The organism is Staphylococcus pseudoxylosus, assembly GCF_003697915.1.
GTDB lineage: Bacteria > Bacillota > Bacilli > Staphylococcales > Staphylococcaceae > Staphylococcus > Staphylococcus pseudoxylosus.
Map to the genome: position 1 here is coordinate 1 of NZ_RCVN01000001.1, position 20015 is coordinate 20015.

Genomic DNA, 20015 nt, shown 5'->3' on the forward strand with positions numbered 1-20015 from the left:
GTGGCTCTTTAGAGAGTGGTATAAAGGTTTACCTGAGCATACGCTCATGCATAAGAACCACTAGCTCTTAAAAAGCGGAACACCTGAGTACGTACTCAGGCGTAAGAGCCACTAATTCCTACAAGAAGTGGCTCTTTAGAGAGTGGTATAAAGGTTTACCTGAGCATACGCTCATGCATAAGTCCCACTAACTCAATAAATTGAGAGTGGGACTTTACATTTTGTTTTTAAACAGGAATGTGAAGTGTTTTTCGACGAATCGTGGTGCTATTTGGTATATTCGTAAAAATAAATGCATCCATTTAGGTTCATTGATTTCTTGTTTGGTACTGAGCATCCCTTTTATAATTTTATGCGCTAATTCATAAGGATCAAGCATGATGCTTTTATATTTTTGAGCAAAGGCTAATGATGGGTCAGCTTTCTCGTGGAACGGCGTAGCTATTGGTCCAGTATTAACTGTTAATACATGATAATTCGTTTTTTCAATACGTAATGCATTTAGCACTTGATTAAATGCTGCTTTACTGGCCCCGTAATGTGCGGCATAAGCTTGTGTTAAAAATGCAGATTGACTACCAATACCAACGATTGTAGGAAAGTGACTAAAAAATGGTTGTAATGTAGTTAATAATGTATTGAAATTAACTACATTTAAGTTATAAGTATCAAGCATCTCCTCTGTTGAATGTTGTTCTATAGATTTAAAGTAGCCTAACCCTGAACTATAGATAATACCATCAATTGTTTTGCCATTAAATTGATTTTTGAGATTTAAAATTTGTTCTTGAGACTGTAAATCACATTTTAAGACTGTTAATAATGAAGTACCATACTTATTTGCTATCTTTTGTGGATTTCGCGCTAGCACGGTTACATGCACTTGTTTGTTTAATAATAGTTCTAATAAAGCTTGACCTAACCCACTTGTCCCTCCAGTTAACACATAATGCTTGCCAATCATATAGACATCCCTACCCTTTGTTAATTTAATTCTAGTATAAATGAAAATATTTATATGTGTCATCTATAAATATTAGCCATATGTTAAAACTATGTTAGTATGGATACATAAAAACTTAGAGGAAGTGAAATGTTCACATGAAACTAGTATTTTATGGTGCCGGAAATATGGCACATGCAATTTTTACAGGTATCGTTAATTCCAATGTTATTGATTCTAACGATATATATTTAACAAATCGTTCAAATGAAGTTGCTTTAAAAGAATACGCTGATGAATTAGGTGTCAATTACAGCTATGATGATGAAGCTTTATTAAAGGATGCAGATTATGTTTTCTTAGGAACAAAACCTTATGATTTTGATGATTTAGCAGAAAGAATCAAACCGTATATTGTTGAAAATAATAAATTCATATCAATTATGGCTGGTTTACCAATTAGTTATATTCGTGAAAAATTAGATTTTAACAGCCCAGTTGCACGTATTATGCCAAATACGAATGCTCACGTCGGTCATTCTGTAACAGGTATTAGTTTTTCTAGTAACTTTGGAGCAAAATCAAAAGAAGAAGTTGATAGTTTAATTAATGCATTCGGTTCAGCGATAGAAGTCTCTGAAGATAATTTACATCAAGTGACTGCTATTACTGGAAGCGGACCAGCATTTTTATATCATGTTTTTGAACAATATGTCACTGCTGGGACTAGACTAGGGCTTGAAAAAGCTCAAGTCGAAGAATCTATACGTAATTTAATTATTGGAACAAGTAAAATGATTGAACGCTCAGAATTAAGCATGGAACAGCTAAGAAAGAACATAACTTCTAAAGGTGGTACAACACAAGCTGGCTTAAATGCATTAAGTCAACATGACTTAGAAAGTATCTTTGAAGATTGTTTAAGAGCAGCAGTCAACCGAAGTGTTGAATTATCAAACCAAGACGAGGAATAATTCAAATTTAGCTTAATTGACGTTTGTTAATAATTTATAAAAAATGTGGTTAAGACAGAAGAAATGTCTTAACCACATTTTTTAATTTAAGTGAGTAATTAAAATGTCCAAGAATCAAAATCTTTAACGAAAGTAAATGGTGGTGTTGAAGGTTTAGATTTAAGTGCTAAACTAATATCCTCTATTTCATCGAGAGTATATCGATTGCTTAAATGTGTGATTAAACTATATTCCACTTGTGCTGTTTCTATTAAGTCAAACACGTCTTCGATGTGACTGTGATGATAATTATTTGCTAAAGATTTATCACCTTCAATATATGTACTTTCATGGACCATAACATTTGCTTTATCTGCAATAACTGCTTCATTGTTACATGGCATTGTATCGCCAAAAATTGCTATAACAGGTCCTTTGGTTGCTTCTCCTTTAAAGTCTTTCGAAGTATAAATTTGGCCATTATACTCAAAAGTTTCATTGTTTTTAACTTCTTGATATTTAGGTCCTGGCTCAAGACCTATTTCTTTAAGGGCAGCTACATCAATTTTTCCAGATGTATAAGGTGCTTCAATACGATAACCAAATGACGGTATACCATGTTTTAACATATGTGCTTCCACATTAAAACCATTATTTTGATATGATAAATGGTCTTCTATTTCTATGTATGTAATTGGATAATTTAATTTCGATTCAGACAATTGCAAAGTTGTTTCTATAAATGCTTTTATACCTTTTGGTCCGACGACAGTTAAAGGTTTTCCTTCGCCACCTTGAAAAGATCTACTTGTTAATAAACCGGGTAAGCCAAAAATATGATCGCCATGCATATGCGTTATAAAAATATGATCAACTTTACCTAATTTTATAGAGTGATGCAAGATTTGGTGTTGTGTAGCTTCTCCTACATCAAATAACCAAATACTATTGGAGTATGGTTCCAAATTTAAAGCGATAGCTTGTGTGTTACGTTCTTTTGTTGGTAGACCAGCACTCGTACCAAAAAATGTGATTTCCATGCATATGCCTCCTCTTCTTGTTCACATTTTATCACAGAAAAGAATAAAAAATATATTAAAAATAAATTCTTTCAAGCAAAATGGTAGGAACATGTTTGATTATTGTTCTATAATAAATACAGATTTATAAAAAGAATTGAGGTTTTGATCTTGAATACTAAAAATAAAGACATTCCATGCTTAATAACAATTTTTGGTGCAACTGGGGATTTGAGTCATAGAAAATTATTCCCGTCATTGTTCCATTTATATCAACAAGAAAATTTAAATGAGCAAGTTGCTATAATTGGTATTGGTAGAAGAGACTTAACAAATGATGATTTCCGTAATCAAGTGAAGTCATCAATACAAGAACATGTTAAAGATACAAAACATTTAGATAAATTTATGGAACACGTTTTTTATCATAAGCATGATGTTAGTGATGAAGCGAGTTATCAATCATTACTAGAAGTAAGTAATAAGCTTGATAGTGAATTCCAGCTAAAAGGCAATAGACTGTTTTATTTAGCAATGGCACCTAAATTCTTTGGTGTAATTTCAGATTATTTGAAATCATCTGGATTAACAGATACAACAGGCTTCAAACGCCTTGTTATTGAAAAACCATTTGGTACAGATTTAGCATCAGCTGAAAAATTAAATGAGCAATTACGTCGTTCATTTAAAGAAGAAGAAATTTATCGTATCGATCATTACTTAGGTAAAGATATGGTACAAAATATTGAAGTTTTACGTTTTGCCAATGCAATGTTTGAACCTCTGTGGAACAATAAATATATTTCTAATATTCAAGTTACATCTTCTGAAGTGCTTGGTGTTGAAGACAGAGGCGGTTATTACGAATCTAGTGGTGCGCTAAAAGATATGGTACAAAACCATATGTTACAAATGGTTGCCCTACTTGCGATGGAAGCGCCAATCAGCTTAAATAGTGAAGACATCAGAGCCGAAAAAGTTAAAGCATTAAAGTCATTACGTAAACTTGAAACAGAAGAAGTACGCCATAACTTTGTCCGTGGACAATACGACGAGGGTATAATTGATGGTAAAAAAGTTCCTAAATATAGAGATGAAGATAGAGTAGCTGAAGATTCTACAACGCCTACATTTGTATCAGGGAAATTAACGATCGATAACTTTAGATGGGCTGGCGTACCGTTCTATATTAGAACTGGTAAACGAATGAAGAGCAAAACGATCCAAGTAGTCGTTGAATTCAAAGAAGTACCTATGAATTTATATTATGAAACAGATAAAAAATTAGATTCTAATTTACTTGTTATTAATATCCAACCTAATGAAGGCGTATCACTACATTTAAATGCGAAGAAAAATGTCCAAGGTATTGAAACTGAACCTGTGCAATTATCTTACGCTATGAGTGCTCAAGATAAGATGAATACAGTAGATGCATATGAAAACTTACTCTTTGATTGTTTAAATGGAGATGCCACAAACTTTACTCATTGGGAAGAACTAAAATCGACTTGGAAATTTGTAGATGCTATACAAGAAGAATGGAATCAAAACGAACCAGAATTCCCTAACTATGAAGCAGGTTCAAATGGTCCATTGGAAAGTGATTTACTATTAAGTAGAGATGGTTTCCATTGGTGGGACGATATTCATTAATAATTAAGTGAAAAATACGTGGTTTGAATATATAGTTGCTATATAAAAGCTTTATTATCTAGTTATTAAGTTTCGATGTACTGAGTGACCTATTTTAACTACTTCATTTTTGATTACTAACAGATTTATATTAAGAGAGCATGACGTGAAATCAATTATAAATATTTGATTTCAGTTTCGCTCTCTTTTTTCTTATATCTTTTTTGTGTTATTATTTAATTTGTTGAAGTAAAACAGTAGATTAAAACCAGTTATTTACATTTTACCCTATTAATTATTTTTTAGATGTAAGTGGAACGAAAATGATGTAGAATATACTTAATTAGTAAATATGCAAAACATGTAGATATAGCATTAAAATGGTTTGAAAAGTGAAAAGTAGTTAATTGAAAATTAGGAGTGAAAGTTTTGGACGTTATCAAGCAAATACAACAGGCAATTGTTTATATTGAGGATCATTTGCTAGAGCCTTTTCATTTGCAATCACTCAGTGATTACGTTGGTCTTTCACCTTATCATCTTGATCAATCTTTTAAAATGATAGTTGGTCAATCCCCCACTGAATATGCTAGAGCTCGTAGAATGACTTTGGCAGCAAAAGACATTATCAGTGGATCAAGTCGATTAGTAGATGTTGCAAAAAAGTATAATTATGCTAACACAAATGATTTTGCAAATGACTTTAGCGATTTTCATGGTGTCTCACCTATACAAGTAAATACAAAGCGTGATGAATTAAAGATGCAAGCTCGACTTTATATCAAACTTACAACAACAGAAAAACCGCCAAATGCTTATCGTTTAGAGGATACACAAGGTATTTCATTAGTGGGGTATGCTCAGTTTGTTGATTCAGAACATTTAGAAAATCCATTTAAAGTGCCAGATTTTTTAGACGATTTACTAAATGAAGGGAAAATAACTGAGCTTCAACGCTATAATGATATTAGCCCCCATGAATTGTTTGTCGTTAACTGTCCACTAGATGAAGGTATGGAAATATTTGTTGGTGTTCCAAGTGAAAGATACCCTGCTCATTTAGAAAGTCGTTTTTTACCAGAAAGACAATATGCAAAATTCAATTTGCAAGGAGAACTCGATTACGTAGTAAATGAAGCTTGGTATTATATTGAAACTAGCTTACAGATGACTTTGCCATACGAACATAATAGTCTTTACGTGGAAATTTATCCTTTTGATATTTCATTTGACGATCCATTCACCAAAGTTCAATTATGGATGCCTGTTGATCAAGAACAATATATAACAGATGATTTTTAAGTAGTGTCATTACGAAGAACGATTGCACGTTTGTTGTATTGATGCAAAAAGCCTATCTAGAGAGTATAAATGAATAACTGCCAACAAAAACAGTCGTTTTGCTGGCAGTAAGTTTAAAAAAGAATATATTTTGGTAGTTTCTTAAAGTTAGTAAAAATTTAAATTCAAAATCCATTCAGAAGCTGTATTGAATATAATTAAAATATAAATATTGGTATAGGTTGACGTTTATCTTATTAAAAATTAGATGTCGTTAACCTGTACTTTTTTTATTAGAATTTTTCAATTGTCGGTCTATTCATTTCTTAAACGTTAGTTTTTATATAGAGACAACAAATGCTTCAAAAGGTTTGATTGCATTAATATCTATTGCTTCATCTTTATAATTATGAAGTAAAATATCATTCTCATTGACTGGGCCATCATAATTAAACGTAGCAGTTTGATTTGTTAAATTACCTACAATTAGTACTTTTTTATTGTTTAATGTTCTAGTATAAGCAAATACTTGTTCATTATGCTTATCAACTAAGTCGAATGTACCATATGTGTAAATATCATCAGATTTTTTTAAAACAATTAATGATTTATAAAAATTTAATATTGAGTTTGGATCTTGTTGCTGATTGGCAACATTAATTGTTTTATAATTTGGATTTACAGGAAACCAAGGACTATGTTCTGAAAAACCACCATTTGTTTGATCATTCCATTGCATTGGTGTTCTTGAATTATCCCTGTTTTCCATATTATGTTTTTCCAATAATGCAGAAACATCTCCATTTTGTGATTTAACAATATTATATTCGTTAACTACTGCAACATCATTGAAGGTTTCTACACTTTCAAAAGGATAGTTTGTCATACCAATTTCTTGCCCTTGATAAATAAATGGCGTGCCTTGTTGTAAGAAATAAACAGTAGCATGGCTTGTAGCTGATTCATACCAATAATTTTGATCGTCTCCCCATGTTGATACACGACGGGGTTGGTCATGGTTTTCTATAAATAATGCATTCCATCCTATATGCTCTAATTGTTTCTGCCATCTATTAAGAACATCTTTATAGGCTTTGACGTCAAATTTAGAATCACCAGTATTCCATAAGCCCAAATGCTCAAATTGGAATATCATATTAAACTTTCCTTCATTTTCCCCTACCCATTCCACTGCATTTTCCGGGTTTACACCATTTGCTTCACCGACTGTCATTATATCGTACCGACTCAATGATTTTTCTTTCATTTCTTGTAACCAAGTTTGAATCCCAGGTTGATTCATATCCACATCAAATGCAGGGGCATAAGTTTTGCCTTCTGGAACAGGTAAATCTCCTGCTTCAAACGATTTCTTAATATGAGTGATAGCATCTACTCTAAAACCATCAATTCCTTTTTCAAACCACCAATTCATCATTTCAAAAATAGCATTACGAACCTCTGCGTTGTCCCAATTTAAGTCTGGTTGTTTTTTGCTAAATAAGTGGAAGTAATATTCACCTGTTGTTTCATCATACTCCCATGTAGAACCATTAAATATACTTTCCCAATTATTAGGTTCTGATCCATCAGGTTTTGATTCTTGCCATATATACCAATCACGTTTAGGATTATCTTTACTGGATTTGGATTCTATAAACCATGGATGTTCATCAGACGTATGATTAACAACAAGATCAAGAATCAATTTCATGCCACGTTGATGAACTCCTTCAAGCAATGAATTAAAATCGTCCATTGTTCCAAATTCATCCATAATATCTGTATAATCACTAATGTCATAACCGTTATCGTCATTAGGAGATTTATACATAGGACTTAACCATATCACATCAATCCCTAATTCATTTAAGTAATCTAACTTTTCGATAACACCAGGTAAATCACCGATACCATCATTATTAGCATCATTAAAACTTCTCGGATAAACCTGGTACGCTACTGCTTCTTTCCACCATTGTTTGTTCATACTATACCTCCTGAATTGTGGTCGTTGAATCACGTTCAATAATTGATGTTTGTATTAATTTATTAAAATCTACTATATCGTGCCCTTGTATTACATTTATAGCTGATTCAGCTGCTACTTCACCAAGTGATTTTGGATAGATATTCACCGTTGTTTGTGGTGGAGATGCAAATACATTTAAATAAGAATCGTTAAATGTTGCCGTTTGAATGTCTGCAGGAATATGCAACTTTAATTCATAAAAAATACTCAATATTAGATGGTTCAGTAATGTGTCGGATGTAATTACGACAGTAGGTAATGTACGATGTTTAATGAGCTCTTGAAAAAATGACCTAATATACTGGCGATTTTTATCAAAATATACAATTTCTGTAACTGAGCCAGCTTGTTCTATAGCGTTTAGATGGCCAGCTATCCTATCTTTTACAACTTCATAGTCGCCAGTTTCTGCTACAAATAAAAATTTATTATGTCCTTTATCAATTAAGAGACGTGTTAATGACTGCGCTGCACTTACATTGTCATTATCTATATGTATGATGTCATCATTTGTTAAAGACTTGCCAATAATTACATATGGCATAGCATGTGCCTTTAATATATCAATGATAGGGTCATCCTTTTTAGAATAAAGGACTATAAAACCATCAACAGAATGATAATGAATCATTTCCTGAACTTCTAGTTCTATCCCAATAGTTTCACCATTTGTAGTTGAAATTGTGGAATAACCATGTTTTTTACATTCACTAAAAATACCCGAAAGTACATCTAATACAAATGGGTTTTGACTTTCTTCAATAGAAGCAGACTTTTGTATAATACCGATTGTATTTGACTCTTTTGTAGCTAACGTTCTCGCCGCTTGGTTTGGTTGATAATTCAAAGCTTTCATAGTTGCCTTTACTTTTTCACGTGTATGCATGCTAATTCTTGGATTACCACGAATGACTCTCGAAACAGTTGAAGCTGAAACATTTGCTGCTTGTGCAATGTCTTTAATTGTGACCATAAACGTCATCCTTTATTTAGTTTCAAAATGATACTTTATGTTACTAACTCTTATAATAATTAAAGGTGTTTAGCATGTCAAAGAATTTGTGCAAACGCTTGCACAAATTGGATGGTTTGTTGACTTATCAAGATTTGCAAGATACAAAAACTACCCGCAACTAAAGACATATGTCTCTGGTTACGGGTAGTTCATTTTTATAAAATGTAATCAAGCGTTAATCTTAATCTTCAATCCATTGTGTATGGAATACACCATCACGGTCTTTACGCTCATAAGTATGTGCGCCAAAATAATCACGTTGAGCTTGGATTAAGTTAGCTGGTAAGTTTTCTGAGCGATAGCTATCATAATAGTTAATACTTGCAGAGAAACCAGGTGTTGGTACACCGTTTTGAACACCAGTTGCAACAACATCACGTAATGCATCTTGATAATTCGTTACAATATCTTTGAAGTATGGATCTAATAATAAGTTTTGTAATTCAGTATCATTATCATATGCTTCTTTGATTTTTTGTAAGAATTGTGCACGAATAATACAACCTTCACGCCAAATCATAGCTAATTCGCCTAGTTTTAAATTCCATTCGTTATCTTCACTAGCTTTTCTCATTTGAGCGAAACCTTGTGCATATGAACAAATTTTACTCATATATAATGCTTTGCGAATTTTTTCAAGGAACTCATCTTTATTTCCTTCGAATTTAGCACTTGGGCCATTTAATTGTTTAGAAGCATTAACACGCTCTTCTTTTATTGAAGAGATAAAACGAGCAAATACTGACTCAGTAATAATTGTTAAAGGAATACCTAATTCTAAAGCGTTGATTGATGTCCATTTACCTGTGCCTTTTTGGCCGGCAGTATCTAGAATTTGTTCAACTAAAGCTTCGTCTTTACCTTCATCTAATTTAGTAAAGATATCACCAGTAATTTCGATTAAATAACTAGATAATTCTCCAGCATTCCAATCTTTAAAAGTTTTTGAAATTGCTTCATGAGACATACCTAGTAAATCTTTCATCATTGCATAACTTTCTGCAATTAATTGCATATCTGCGTATTCAATGCCATTGTGCACCATTTTTACGTAGTGACCCGCACCGTTAGGACCGATATAAGCGACACAAGCAGCGCCGTCATCAGCTTTGGCTGAGATTGATTCTAAAATATGACTTACTTTATCGAATGCGTCTTGTTGACCGCCTGGCATTAATGAAGGACCAGTTAATGCACCAACTTCACCACCAGATACACCCATTCCGATAAAGTTAACACCACTTTCAGCAAGTGCTTTATTACGTCTAATTGTATCTTGATAGTTCGTATTACCACCATCAATTAAGATATCATCGTTATCTAATAATGGTAATAAGCTATCAATTGTTGCATCTGTTGCAGGTCCAGCTTTTACCATTAATAAAATTTTGCGGGGTTTTTCTAGAGAATTAACAAATTCCTCTATAGAGTATGTTGGATGTATGTTTTTACCTTCAGATTCTGTAACCATTTCATCCGTTTTTGCAGATGAGCGATTAAAAACAGAAACGCTGTATCCACGTGATTCAATATTCCAAGCAAGGTTTTTACCCATTACGGCTAAACCTACTACACCAATTTGTTGTGTCATATTACTAACCTCTCTTATTAAAGTTTTCTAGTATATTGTATCATAAAGACGTAAGAATATTCACTTAATCAGTTTTAAGATTTCTGACTAATTATTTCAACAATCTTTATTAACTGTTCTGCTAACAGATTTAATGAACTAATAGGCATACGTTCATCAGTCGTATGGATATTTTCATACCCTACGCCTAAAATTACAGTTGGTATACCTAATTGATTGATGATGTTGCCATCCGATCCACCGCTAGCAATCACAGCCTCAGGAGCTAATCCTAAAGCGACAGCACTTGACTTAGCTACTTTGGTTACTAGTGCATCATTTGCAATTTCAAAGCCAGGATAACTTTTAATTATTTCAACATCAGCAGTACAGCCGTATTTTTGAGCGGTTTCTTCAAAAACAGACTGCATATGTTCTACTTGGGCTTGTATACTTGACTCAGAATGTGATCGCGCTTCAGCTTTAAGCGTAACTTTATCTGCAACGATATTTGTAGCAGAACCCCCTTCAAAGCGACCGATATTAGCAGTCGTATACGCATCAATTTGACCTAACTTCATTTCACTTACGGCTTTTGCAGCTATATTAATTGCACTGATGCCCTTATTAGGTGTGCTTGCATGTGCTGTTTTACCATATATTGTCGCATTAACTTTCATTTGTGTAGGAGCGTGGGTTACTGTCTTGCCTACATCAACACTTGCATCAATTGCATAACCGTAATCAGCATCCAATAATGTATGATCTAAAGCTTTTGCTCCCTCCAATCCAGATTCTTCGCCCACTGTTATAACGAATTGGATTTGACCATGTGATAATTTATTGTCATTTATTGTTTGTACAAGTTCTAAGATAGATGCCAACCCAGCTTTGTCATCAGCACCTAAAATCGTAGTTCCATCAGAATATATGTAGCCATCATCTTTAATTTGGGGTTTAATATCTTCACCTGGCGTTACTGTGTCCATGTGACTTGTAAAATATACTTTATCTACATCATTCATATTTTCTGTTGCTTTTAATGTGCAAACTAAATTATTAGCGCCCAAATTTTCATTAATGCTTGCATTATCTTCTTCTACAATAACGTCTAAAGCTTCAAATTTGGATTTAAGGAATTGTTGTATGGCTTGTTCCTTACCACTCTCAGAATTGATTTGTACTAATTCTAAGAAAGTATCAATAAGTCGTTGTTTATTTATCATTTATAATTCCCCATTCTTATATTTATGTGTCTCCTCGTTTAGTTTAACGAAATATATATTGTAGTAAAACTAATATGACTCTGTGTTCAGACTAATCATATGCTATAATGACAATATAAAACTAATTTAAATTTGAATATAGTTGGTTAAATGTTATAAATGAACAGATACAGATTAATCCTATTTTCAATGATTTGGAGGAATATACGTTGAACAATAATAAAGTATTGAGAGTTATTATCGTAGTAATGTTAGTAGCTGTTGTACTTGCATTAATATTAACAAGTGTCGTTCCACTAGTGAATTAATCATTAATTAAGTATAAGTTTAAATGTTGTATATCAATCTCTTAAAATAAACGAAGCTCACACATAGTATAGGTACAAGGCTGAGTGTATAAACTCAAACCGCTCTCATACTATGTGTGAGCTTTTTATGTTGCTACAGGTTTTTGATCGCTGTGTAGACGTAATGAACCAAATTGTGATTTAACAGCTAAATATGCTTCTAATTCATTCAATAATTGTAATAGATTCGCACGCGTTCTAAACCCTTCATGCGAAGTTGGCAATTCTAATTTGTTTAATTCTAACCTTATCTCATATAATGAGTGTAGACGTAGCACAGTGTAATCATTGCTATTTACATTGGTAGCGACTTCTGCAAACAAATTAGATATTTTAGACAATAAACAGTCTTTAGTTTCAATGTTTTCAATGATTGCAGACATTCGACGTAAAAGCTCTAATTGTTCCTCACGCATATCAAAATAATGGTAATAAGAGTTTTCATTTCTAACAAAATGATTTTTAACATCTCTAAAAGCGATGGATTTTGCTTTGCGAATCGTATATTTTAATTCGTCAAAAGCTATATTCACATTATTGTTTGGCTTTGTACATGTATTGCTAAACTGTTCAAAAATATAAGTGAATTGTTGTTCAATTTCTTGTTTATAATGTTTTAAATTATTATCTAAACTAGGCATAATAACATTCATTAAGAATGCAATACCCAGACCTACGATTAAAAGAAGAATCTCATTGTAAAACAATTGCAAATCAATGACTGATGCATTGAAAACGTGTAATAAAATAACGCAACTGGTTACAACGCCTTCTTGTACTTTAAATACTACTGTTAACGGTATAAAAAACAGTACAATTAGACCTAAAACAATCGCACTTTGCCCTAACATACTAAAAGCAACAGAACCTAGAATTAGCACCATAAGACATGATACAAAACGAGAAACAATTGCTTGTAGTGAATGCACTTTAGTATGTTTGATGCACAAAACAACTAAAATGGCACTGGAAGCAAAATTATCTAAACCCATTAATTTAGCAATTATGATTCCTAGCGCCATTCCAACTGCAGTCTTAATTGTTCTAAATCCGATTCGATATGGATTTAAACTCATCATCTAATAAGACCTCTATTTTTCGTCACAATAAGTGTCGAATAAGTTTTGTAATTGATTAATCACATCCATCACATCATGGCCTTCGATTTGGTGCCTTTCAATCATTTCTGTGACTTTACCATCTTTGACTAAGGCGAACGATGGACTTGATGGAGCAAAGCCTTCAAAATAGTCTCTAGCTTGTTGTGTAGCTTCTTTATCTTGACCAGCAAATACAGTAACAAGACGATTTGGTAGTTTATCATAGTGCAATGCATGCGTGGCTGCTGGTCTCGCAATACCACCTGCACATCCACAAACAGAATTGACCATTACTAATGTTGTTCCCTCTTGTTTTAAAACATTATCTACTTCTTCTGCAGACGTTAATTGTTCGTAACCCGCTTCTTCAATTTCATTACGTGCTTGATTAACGACATCTGTCATATATAAATCAAAGTTTAAGTCCATAATAAATTCACCTTTCATTTCAAATTGATATCTTCATTCTACTAATATATATTCAATTGTTCAACATGTGTACACACGATTCAATAAACTTTCAAGAATATTTGCTTTTTGGACATAGGTTATATCGCAAAATAAAAGTTATTAGGTTAATTATAAGTTACTTCTTCTTGTTCAAAATTTATATTTTCAAAAAGACTTGAAAGCCCATTCTTAATTTTTACGTTATTTATATTGCTAATAAAATTAATTTATAGCTTATTATTTAAAGTCAGAACAACTACATTAATTATCGAAAATTTTAGGCTGAGACATATATCTTGTGTCTCAGCCTAAAATTTTCTCAACTTTATTAATTTGTAGGTGAATTAGTAAATACTTGTATGTTCAATTGAGTATTGTTCGATACGTGTTTTTACGAAGTTCATAAATCTACCTGCTTGCAAACCATCTAAAATACGATGGTCGATAGATATACATAAGTTAACCATGTTTCGTATTGCAATCATATCATCAATAACTACTGGTTTTTTAATCACAGATTCAATCTGTAATATTGCTGCTTGAGGATGATTTATTATACCCATAGAAGATACTGAACCAAATGTACCTGTATTATTTACAGTAAAAGTACCACCTTGCATATCTTCTGAGCGTAATTTCTTGTTGCGTGCTTTTTGCGCTAATTCGTTAATTTCTCGAGCGATACCTTTAATTGACTTTTCATCAGCATTTTTAATTACAGGCACGTATAATTTATCTTCATCTGCTACTGCTATAGAGATATTAACATCTTTATGCATCACTATTTCAGAATCTTGCCAACTGCTATTTAATAATGGATAAGCTTTTAATCCTTCAGCAACTGCTTTAACGAAAAATGCAAAGAACGTAAGGTTATAGCCTTCACTTTCTTTAAAGCTATTCTTATGATAATTACGTGTTTTAACTAAGTTAGTTGCATCTGCTTCTACCATCATCCAAGCATGGGGAATTTCGTTAACACTGTTCACCATATTTTGAGCTATTTGTTTACGTACGCCATTAACTGGTATTGATGAACCTGGGGATGGATCATTATACGCTGATTGTTGTGATACTTTAGGAGAATCTTTTGGCGCTACAATTGTAGAAGGTGCTTTGTTTGTACCTTCTTTAATGACTTTTTCTATATCTTTCTTCGTTACACGACCTTCAAAGCCTGTACCTACAACTTGATCTAAATCAATTTGATTTTCAGAAGCTAATTTGAAGACGACAGGTGAATAACGGCCATTGTTTTTAGGTCCGTCTGCTTTAGTATTAGCAGTAGTTGAAACTGAATTATTTTGGATGTTATTATCACCTGTTGACTGCTTGTTTTGTAAGTCTTTTTTAACATCTTCAGATTGATTATTCGTAGATTGTTCTTGTTCAGTTTCATTTTGTTCGTCACCAGTATCTAATAGACAAATAATTTCATCTACAGCTATAGTATCGCCTTCTTCGGCTTTTATTTCAGTTATTGTCCCTGCATAAGATGAAGGGACTTCTGCAGTGACTTTATCTGTAATTACTTCACATAATGGATCATATTCTTCAACTTTATCTCCTACCGAGACAAGCCACTGTTCTATTGTTCCTTCATGAACACTTTCACCGAGTTTAGGCATTTTTATTTCCATGATTGTGCCTCCTTAGAATTCTGCGAGTTCACGCATTTTAATTTTTATTTTATCTGGATTAATCATAAACTCGTCTTCGAGTGTCGGTGCAAATGGCATCGCTGGAACATCAGGACCTGCGAGTCTCATTATTGGGGCATCTAAGTCGAACAGACAGTTTTCTGCAATTATAGCTGCTACTTCAGACATAACACTACCTTCTAAATTATCTTCCGTAACTAATAAAACTTTACCTGTTAGTTTTGCTCTTTCGATAATAGTTTGTTTATCTAATGGGTATACTGTACGTAAATCAACAACTTCTATATTAATGCCATCTTCTGATAGCATATCGGCTGCTTGAATACAATAATTTACACAAAGTCCATAAGTAAATACAGTAATGTCGTCTCCTTCACGCTTAACATCAGCTTTACCAATTGGTACTGTATAATACGATTCAGGTACTTCTTCTTTTAGTAAGCGATAAGCTTTTTTATGTTCGAAATATAATACCGGGTCATTTGACTCAATTGAAGCTAATAATAAGCCTTTGGCATCATATGGCGTGGATGGAATAACAATTGTGAGTCCTGGTGTATTTGCAAATACAGATTCCACGCTTTGAGAGTGATAAAGCGCACCGTGAATGCCACCTCCAAATGGAGAACGAATCGTAATTGGACAATGAAAATCATTATTTGAACGATATCTCATTTTAGCTGCTTCGCTCATGATTTGATTTGTTGCAGGTAGAATATATTCGGCAAATTGTATTTCAGCTACAGGGCGTTTGCCTAACATGGCTGCGCCAATACTTGTACCTACGATATTTGACTCTGCTAATGGCGTATCTAAAACACGTGCTTCACCATATTTTTGTTGTAAACCTAATGTGACACCAAATACGCCACCTTTTTTACCAACGTCTTCCCCTAATACAAATACGTCGTTGTCCTTTTCCATTGCTTGATCGAGTCCTTGTTGGATTGCTTCTAAGTAACTTAATTTAGGCATTGTCTAAACTCCCTTCTTCATAAACATGTGTATATGTTTCTTCCGGAGACGGATAAGGTGCTTTTTCGGCTTCTTTAGTTGCTTGGTTTACAATTTCTTTATGTTCACTTTCAACTTTTTCTAACCATTGTTCATTTATAATGCCTTCCTCAAGAAGAAATGTTTTAAATTTAAGATTACAGTCTAATGATTTTAATTCTTCACGTTCTTCTTTAGTACGATATTTATCATCATCATCTGAAGAATGGGCTGTCATTCTTGTACACATAGCTTCAATTAATGTAGAACCCCCACCATTTAATGCACGTTCTCTAGCCTCTTTCATGACTTTATACATTGCAATTGGATCGTTGCCGTCAACGTGTTCGCCATGCATACCATAACCAATAGCACGGTCTGATAGTTTTTCGGCACCATATTGTAGCGAATCTGGAACCGAAATGGCATATTTATTATTTTCAATAACACAAACAAATGGTAATTTATGTACGCCTGCAAAGTTTAATCCTTCATGGAAATCACCTTGGTTAGAACTACCTTCACCAACTGTAGCCATTGCAATATTTGGTTTATTGTCCATTTTCAATGCTAAAGCTGCCCCAACACCGTGTACGATTTGTGTACCAACAGGTGAACTTTGAGATAAAATACCTTTTTCACGTTTACTAAAATGAGATGGCATTTGCTTTCCACCTGAACTAATATCATCACGTTTACCAAATGCTGCTAACATTGAATCTAAAGCTGTCATACCCATATACGTTACAAACGCTAAATCTCTATAATAAGGTGAAGAAATATCTCCTTCTTGCATAGCATACGCCATACCTATTTGAGTAGCTTCCTGTCCTTGACAACTTATAACAAACGGAATTTTACCTGCACGGTTTAATAGCCACATACGTTCATCTATTTTACGCCCTAAATCCATCCATTTATACATTGCTTTTAAATCAGACTCTTCTAGTCCAACTGATTTATAATCAAACATCTTATTTCCTCCTAAATTAAACGTGAATCGATCTGTTCTCAACCTTCAATCCTAATTCCATCAATATTTCAGATAATGATGGATGTGCGTGTGTTGTTAGGCCGAGTTCTAAAGTTGAACCATTCATAAATTGGAATAGCGACACTTCGTTAATTAATTCTGTGACATGGGGACCAATCATATTAAGTCCTAACACAGTATCTTGTTCTTGATCGATTATTACTTCACAAAAGCCACTTTGATTAGTGGTGTTTTCAATAACTGCTTTACCAATTGCTTTAAAAGGTACTTTAACTGCTTTTGCTTTAATGTTTTCAGATTTAGCTTGGTCCATATTCAGTCCAATACTCGCCACTTCAGGTTGCGTATAAACGCATTTCGGCATTTTATTGTAATCAATTGGAAGTGGTGCCTGATCAAACATATGTTCAATTGCGATCATGCCTTCTTTAGAGCCAACATGTGCCAATTGTAAATTACCGATGCAATCACCGGCTGCATAGATATGTTTATCATCAGTTTGCTGATATTCATTAACACGGATATGCTTTTTATCTGTTAACTGAATCTTTGTATTATTTAATCCAATATCTTCGGTATTAGGCAGTCTGCCAATAGATATCAATGCTTTTTCAAATTGTATTATTTCGTCATTTAATGTGATATTAATATGATCTTCGCCGACTGTTATATCAGACTCAGATAATTGTGTATTTTCATAAAATGTGACGCCTCTATCAGTTAATTCATTTCTTAAAGTCTTGGCAATCATTTTACTTTCAGTAGGTAAAATACGTGAGCCAGCTTCAATTACAGTTACATCGACGCCAAAATCAGTCATCAGTGAAGCAAACTCTAAACCGATAACGCCACCACCAATAATAGCTAGATTATTTGGCAATTGTTCCAATTGCAAGATATCATCACTAGAAAGCACAACTTTATGGTCAAACGATAAAAAAGGTAAGGACATAGGTTGTGATCCTGTAGTTATAAGAACATTATTATTAGGGATTAATTCAGATTCACCATCTTCGTATTCTACAGAAATCGTGCCACTTTGTGGTGAGAATATAGAAGGACCTAATATCCTACCTGTCCCATTAAATACATCGATACTGTTATGCTCCATTAAATGGTTAACACCACTAAACATTTGGCTTACTACTTCGTTTTTTCGTTCTTGTATTCGCGTAAAATTTAATTTAAATCCATCAACGTCCACACCAAAATGAGTTGCGTTTGTAATTGTGCGCATAACTTCTGCAGATTTTAACAATGCTTTTGTCGGAATGCATCCTTTATGTAAACAAGTTCCACCTAGTAACGATTTTTCTATTAGCGCAACTTTCTTTCCTAATTGTGAAGCTCTTATTGCAGATACATAACCCGCAGTACCTCCGCCAAGAATGACTAAATCATATTTTTCTTCTGACATATTAATACTCCTAACTATAAGCTTTAACCTTTTCTTTTCCGTCTAGTACGTTTGATGTACGTAATGCCAATGTATCCATTTCTTTTTCTCCTGGATAAATTGTTACAGGTGCAATCCAATCAACGAATGATATTATTTTTTGAACTAATAAATGATTGTAGCTTAAACCACCCGTTAAAATAATTTGATCTACCTGTCCGCGGAAAATAATTGACCGAGCGCCAATAGCATTAGAAACTTGATATGCTAATGCATCAAACGCTAATTTGACTTCGGAGTTTGAATCATATTTATCCGATAATAATTTTAAATCATTTGTTTTGAACATACTAATGAAACCACCTTTTTTACTTAAAAAGTGATTCATCTCTTGTGGTGTGAAATTATGTTTGTATCCAAATTCATAGAGTTGGTCATTGGGCATAGAACCGGCACGCTCTGGACTAAAAGGACCTTCTCCTAACAATCCATCGTTTACATCTACTACCTGCCCGTTTTTATGTGCGCCAACCGTTATGCCTCCACCCATATGTGCAACGATAACATTTACATCTTCGTATGCTTGATGAATCGAGGATGCATATAACCTAGCAACAGCTTTTTGATTTAATGCATGAAATATACTACGGCGTTTAATTTCCTTTAAACCTGTAACTTTTGCAATATCGAATAATTCGTCTACAACGACTGGGTCGATTATAAAAGCGGGAATATTCATCTCTATTCCTAATTCATAACCAATCATACCACTCAGGTTAGATGCGTGTACACCATATTTAAATGCTTTAAGGTCGTCATACATTTTATTATTTATATGATAAACGCCACCTTGCATTGGTTTTAGTAATCCACCTCTACATGCAATCGCATCAAAATTTTTAATTGTGTAATCTGATGTAAGGTTTAATGAGTATATAATCTCTTTGAGTCTTAATGGCTTTTGTTCCAATAATGATGCATTCGTAAGTTGTATATCATGTCGAATCGTGTCATGCCACTTACACTGATGCGCTTCATATACTGCAATTTTTGATGATGTACTACCTAAATTTAAAACTAGAATTCGAGTCATTGTAGCACCTTCTTCTTGAAAATAACATACCTTTTGTATGTTAAGTCTTGATACTTAAAATCAATTACGATAATAGTTAGACGCTATGGACCACTAACTGATTTATTATATTTATAAATTATATTATCTACTTATATATTACATCAAATTCTTACATTATAAAATTAATAACCTGTTTTTGAAATCAATTTAGTAAACTGGGATGTAAAGAAATTTGCAAAATAAAACTTCTTTTATTTATATATTCTAGATAGTCACATCCATAGGATTAAACAATTTGAACAACTGGTTATATCCCATAACTAAT

At 33.2% G+C, this 20015-nt stretch carries 17 protein-coding genes; 4 read left to right on the plus strand and 13 right to left on the minus strand.

What is annotated here, in order from left to right:
- Positions 1–214 precede the first annotated feature (214 nt).
- A complete protein-coding gene (locus tag D9V42_RS00005; protein ID WP_122062332.1) occupies positions 215–964 on the minus strand; it encodes an SDR family NAD(P)-dependent oxidoreductase in 750 nt (249 codons plus the stop codon).
- A 137-nt stretch (positions 965–1101) separates the two neighbouring features.
- On the opposite strand from D9V42_RS00005, the gene proC reads away from it, so the two are divergent.
- On the plus strand, positions 1102–1917 hold the full coding sequence (gene proC / locus D9V42_RS00010) for a pyrroline-5-carboxylate reductase (RefSeq protein WP_107530807.1): 816 nt from the start codon (positions 1102–1104) through the stop codon (positions 1915–1917).
- A gap of 98 nt (positions 1918–2015) precedes the next feature.
- Here proC and rnz read toward each other — a convergent pair whose 3' ends face one another.
- Positions 2016–2936 (minus strand): ribonuclease Z, encoded by a 921-nt coding sequence (gene rnz, locus D9V42_RS00015; RefSeq protein WP_107555747.1) that lies wholly within the window; start codon positions 2934–2936, stop codon positions 2016–2018.
- 150 nt (positions 2937–3086) lie between these two features.
- Between rnz and zwf the strand changes: the two genes are divergently transcribed.
- Both zwf and D9V42_RS00025 read left to right on the plus strand, forming a co-directional pair.
- Positions 3087–4571 (plus strand): glucose-6-phosphate dehydrogenase, encoded by a 1485-nt coding sequence (gene zwf, locus D9V42_RS00020; protein ID WP_107555748.1) that lies wholly within the window; start codon positions 3087–3089, stop codon positions 4569–4571.
- A 408-nt stretch (positions 4572–4979) separates the two neighbouring features.
- The gene (locus tag D9V42_RS00025) at positions 4980–5852 is read left to right on the plus strand and encodes an AraC family transcriptional regulator (RefSeq protein WP_122062334.1); all 873 of its coding nucleotides are present in this window, start codon (positions 4980–4982) and stop codon (positions 5850–5852) included.
- 319 nt (positions 5853–6171) lie between these two features.
- On the opposite strand, the gene D9V42_RS00030 is transcribed toward D9V42_RS00025, so the two are convergent.
- From D9V42_RS00030 to D9V42_RS00045, 4 genes are all read right to left on the minus strand, one after another.
- On the minus strand, positions 6172–7821 hold the full coding sequence (locus D9V42_RS00030) for a glycoside hydrolase family 13 protein (protein WP_122062336.1): 1650 nt from the start codon (positions 7819–7821) through the stop codon (positions 6172–6174).
- A gap of 1 nt (position 7822) precedes the next feature.
- Positions 7823–8836 carry a LacI family DNA-binding transcriptional regulator gene (locus tag D9V42_RS00035; RefSeq protein WP_122062337.1) on the minus strand — a complete coding sequence of 338 codons (1014 nt, stop codon included), beginning with the start codon at positions 8834–8836 and terminating at the stop codon, positions 7823–7825.
- A gap of 223 nt (positions 8837–9059) precedes the next feature.
- On the minus strand, positions 9060–10469 hold the full coding sequence (gndA, locus tag D9V42_RS00040) for an NADP-dependent phosphogluconate dehydrogenase (RefSeq protein ID WP_107555293.1): 1410 nt from the start codon (positions 10467–10469) through the stop codon (positions 9060–9062).
- Positions 10470–10543: 74 nt separating this feature from the next.
- Positions 10544–11674 carry a M20/M25/M40 family metallo-hydrolase gene (locus D9V42_RS00045; RefSeq protein WP_122062339.1) on the minus strand — a complete coding sequence of 377 codons (1131 nt, stop codon included), beginning with the start codon at positions 11672–11674 and terminating at the stop codon, positions 10544–10546.
- Positions 11675–11883: 209 nt separating this feature from the next.
- Between D9V42_RS00045 and prli42 the strand changes: the two genes are divergently transcribed.
- Positions 11884–11982, plus strand: a complete 99-nt coding sequence (prli42, locus tag D9V42_RS15080) for a stressosome-associated protein Prli42 (RefSeq protein WP_017724546.1) — start codon at positions 11884–11886, stop codon at positions 11980–11982.
- 125 nt (positions 11983–12107) lie between these two features.
- Here the strand turns inward: prli42 and D9V42_RS00050 are convergent, their stop codons facing one another.
- The 7 genes from D9V42_RS00050 to buk form a co-directional block, all read right to left on the minus strand.
- Complete coding sequence (locus D9V42_RS00050) at positions 12108–13100, minus strand: aromatic acid exporter family protein (RefSeq protein WP_107555291.1); 993 nt, start codon at positions 13098–13100, stop codon at positions 12108–12110.
- A 12-nt stretch (positions 13101–13112) separates the two neighbouring features.
- Complete coding sequence (gene brxB / locus D9V42_RS00055; RefSeq protein ID WP_107530800.1) at positions 13113–13550, minus strand: bacilliredoxin BrxB; 438 nt, start codon at positions 13548–13550, stop codon at positions 13113–13115.
- A gap of 365 nt (positions 13551–13915) precedes the next feature.
- Positions 13916–15211 carry a dihydrolipoamide acetyltransferase family protein gene (locus D9V42_RS00060; RefSeq protein ID WP_122062341.1) on the minus strand — a complete coding sequence of 432 codons (1296 nt, stop codon included), beginning with the start codon at positions 15209–15211 and terminating at the stop codon, positions 13916–13918.
- Positions 15212–15223: 12 nt separating this feature from the next.
- On the minus strand, positions 15224–16207 hold the full coding sequence (locus D9V42_RS00065) for an alpha-ketoacid dehydrogenase subunit beta (protein WP_107555289.1): 984 nt from the start codon (positions 16205–16207) through the stop codon (positions 15224–15226).
- Complete coding sequence (locus D9V42_RS00070) at positions 16200–17198, minus strand: thiamine pyrophosphate-dependent dehydrogenase E1 component subunit alpha (protein WP_122062343.1); 999 nt, start codon at positions 17196–17198, stop codon at positions 16200–16202. Before D9V42_RS00070 ends, D9V42_RS00065 begins: the two co-directional genes overlap by 8 nt.
- A gap of 16 nt (positions 17199–17214) precedes the next feature.
- Complete coding sequence (lpdA, locus tag D9V42_RS00075; RefSeq protein ID WP_122062345.1) at positions 17215–18636, minus strand: dihydrolipoyl dehydrogenase; 1422 nt, start codon at positions 18634–18636, stop codon at positions 17215–17217.
- Between the two features lie 10 nt (positions 18637–18646).
- Positions 18647–19708, minus strand: a complete 1062-nt coding sequence (gene buk, locus D9V42_RS00080; RefSeq protein ID WP_122062347.1) for a butyrate kinase — start codon at positions 19706–19708, stop codon at positions 18647–18649.
- Positions 19709–20015: the final 307 nt, after the last annotated feature.

Coding starts and splice junctions, on each gene's coding strand:
- D9V42_RS00005 (WP_122062332.1), bottom strand. CDS start 964: ATGATTGGCAAGCATTATGTGTTAACTGGAGGGACAAGTGGGTTAGGT.
- proC (WP_107530807.1), top strand. CDS start 1,102: ATGAAACTAGTATTTTATGGTGCCGGAAATATGGCACATGCAATTTTT.
- rnz (WP_107555747.1), bottom strand. CDS start 2,936: ATGGAAATCACATTTTTTGGTACGAGTGCTGGTCTACCAACAAAAGAA.
- D9V42_RS00030 (WP_122062336.1), bottom strand. CDS start 7,821: ATGAACAAACAATGGTGGAAAGAAGCAGTAGCGTACCAGGTTTATCCG.
- D9V42_RS00035 (WP_122062337.1), bottom strand. CDS start 8,836: ATGGTCACAATTAAAGACATTGCACAAGCAGCAAATGTTTCAGCTTCA.
- gndA (WP_107555293.1), bottom strand. CDS start 10,469: ATGACACAACAAATTGGTGTAGTAGGTTTAGCCGTAATGGGTAAAAAC.
- D9V42_RS00045 (WP_122062339.1), bottom strand. CDS start 11,674: ATGATAAATAAACAACGACTTATTGATACTTTCTTAGAATTAGTACAA.
- D9V42_RS00050 (WP_107555291.1), bottom strand. CDS start 13,100: ATGATGAGTTTAAATCCATATCGAATCGGATTTAGAACAATTAAGACT.
- brxB (WP_107530800.1), bottom strand. CDS start 13,550: ATGGACTTAAACTTTGATTTATATATGACAGATGTCGTTAATCAAGCA.
- D9V42_RS00060 (WP_122062341.1), bottom strand. CDS start 15,211: ATGGAAATAAAAATGCCTAAACTCGGTGAAAGTGTTCATGAAGGAACA.
- D9V42_RS00065 (WP_107555289.1), bottom strand. CDS start 16,207: ATGCCTAAATTAAGTTACTTAGAAGCAATCCAACAAGGACTCGATCAA.
- D9V42_RS00070 (WP_122062343.1), bottom strand. CDS start 17,198: ATGTTTGATTATAAATCAGTTGGACTAGAAGAGTCTGATTTAAAAGCA.
- lpdA (WP_122062345.1), bottom strand. CDS start 18,636: ATGTCAGAAGAAAAATATGATTTAGTCATTCTTGGCGGAGGTACTGCG.
- buk (WP_122062347.1), bottom strand. CDS start 19,708: ATGACTCGAATTCTAGTTTTAAATTTAGGTAGTACATCATCAAAAATT.